2 protein-coding genes and 1 pseudogene are annotated in these 2,054 nt (G+C 65.7%); all 3 read left to right on the top strand.

The window, feature by feature from the left end:
- Window positions 1-160: 160 nt before the first annotated feature.
- Window positions 161-1,213 (top strand): GntP family permease, encoded by a 1,053-nt coding sequence (locus tag I71_RS25665; protein WP_244434054.1) that lies wholly within the window; start codon window positions 161-163, stop codon window positions 1,211-1,213.
- A 2-nt stretch (window positions 1,214-1,215) separates the two neighbouring features.
- Entirely contained in the window at window positions 1,216-1,875 is a 660-nt protein-coding gene (locus tag I71_RS25670; RefSeq protein ID WP_244434055.1) for a CoA transferase subunit A, read from the top strand.
- Window positions 1,876-1,937: 62 nt separating this feature from the next.
- Window positions 1,938-2,054, top strand: a pseudogene (locus I71_RS40170) (hypothetical protein); the annotation flags it as partial.

Consider the following 2,054-nt stretch of genomic DNA (forward strand, 5'->3'; position numbering starts at 1 on the left):
AAGCTGTATTTCCCGGTCTTCCTGCTGGGCGCGTGTTCGGCAAGGTGATCGAGCTGTCCGCTTCTCCAAGTCGATTGTCTCGGCCGTCATCAAGCTGGTGGGGCGCGAGCGTGCGTGACCCTCCATCGTCCTGGTCTGCCTGCTGCTGACCTATGGCGGCGTGTCGCTGTTCGTCGTGGTCTTCGCCGTCTATCCCTTCGCGGCGGAGATGTTCCGGCAGGGCGACATCCCCAAGCGACTGATCCCCGGTGTGATCGCACTCGGCGCCTTCACCGTCACCATGGACGCGCTGCCGGGCACGCCGCAGATCCAGAACATCATCCCCACCACCTTCTTCAAGACCGACGCCTATGCCGCCCCCTGGCTTGGCCTGATCGGCTCGGTCTTCATCCTGGCGATGGGCCTGCTGTATCTGGAATGGCGCGTCCGTTCGGCCATCGCGCGCGGTGAAGGTTATGGCAGCGGCCACACCAACGAGCCGGAGACAGTCGCCTCGGAAGTCCTGCCGAATCCGATCCTGGCGCTGTCGCCGCTGGTCGCCGTCGGTGTTCTGAACAAGCTGTTCACCATGGCGATTCCCAGCCTGTACGGGGCCACCAACGAAGTGGCGCTGACCCCCGGCGCCAAGCCGCTGGTGACCCAGGTCTCCTCGGTCGCCGGCATCTGGGCGGTGGAAGGGGCTCTGCTCTGCGGCATCCTGATGGTGCTGGCCTTCGCCTGGAAGCCGGTGTCCCAACGCTTCGCCGAGGGCACCAAGGCCGCCATCGGCGGTTCGCTGCTCGCCTCGATGAACACGGCGTCGGAGTATGGTTTCGGTGCGGTGATCGCGGCCCTGCCGGGCTTCCTGGTGATCCGCGATGCGCTGGCCGCCATTCCCAACCCGCTGGTGAACGAGGCGGTGACCGTCACCGCCCTGGCCGGCATCACCGGATCGGCGTCAGGTGGCATGAGCATTGCGCTGGCGGCAATGGCCGACCAGTTCATCACCACAGCCAACGCCGCCGGCATTCCGATGGAGGTGCTGCACCGCGTCGCCTCCATGGCAAGTGGCGGCATGGACACGCTGCCGCACAACGGCGCCGTCATCACCCTGCTGGGCGTCACCGGACTGACGCACCGGCAGTCCTACGGCGATATCTTCGCCGTCACCTGCATCAAGACGCTGGCGGTCTTCTTCGTGATCGCTGTCTACTACCTGACCGGGATCGTCTGATCATGATGAACAAACTCATTTCCCTGGAAGAGGCCGTCGCGCGTATTCCTGACGGCGCTTCCCTGCTGATCGGCGGCTTCATGGCCGTCGGCGGCCCCAACCGGCTGGTGGATGAACTGATCCGCCAGGGCAAACGCGACCTGACCATCATCGCCAACGACACCGCCCGCCCCAACAACGGGCTGGGCAAGCTGGTGGTGGAGAAGCTGGTGCGCCGGGTCGTCACCAGCCACATCGGCCTGAACCCCGAAACGCAGAAGCAGATGATCGCCGGTGACATCGAGGTGGAGCTGGTGCCGCAGGGCACTCTCGCCGAGCGCATCCGTGCCGGCGGCGTCGGGCTGGGCGGAGTCCTGACTCCCACCGGTGTCGGCACCACGGTGGAGGAGGGCAAGCGCACGGTCGAGATCGACGGCGTCACCTATCTGCTGGAAATGCCGATCAAGGCCGACTTCGCCCTGGTCGCCGCCAAGCAGGCCGACCTGTACGGCAACCTCACCTACGCGTTGACCGCCCGCAACTTCAACCCGCTGATGGCGATGGCCGGCGCCACCGTCATCGCCGAGGCCGAGGACATTCTGCCCGTCGGCTGCATCCCGCCCGATGCGGTGATGACGCCATCGGTGCTGGTCGACCATATCGTCACCGCCACGCGGCGCTGATCGGGGAGTATTGAGTGATGGATGAAAAGACCCTGATCGCCAAGCGCGTCGCGCTGGAGCTGATGGACGGCGATCTCGTCAACCTGGGCATCGGCCTGCCGACCCTGGTCGCCCGCTATGTCCCCGCCGGCGTCATGTGTTCTTCCAGTCGGAGAACGGCATCGTCGGCATGTCCGGTC

Source organism: Azospirillum sp. B506, from assembly GCF_000333595.1.
GTDB lineage: Bacteria > Pseudomonadota > Alphaproteobacteria > Azospirillales > Azospirillaceae > Azospirillum.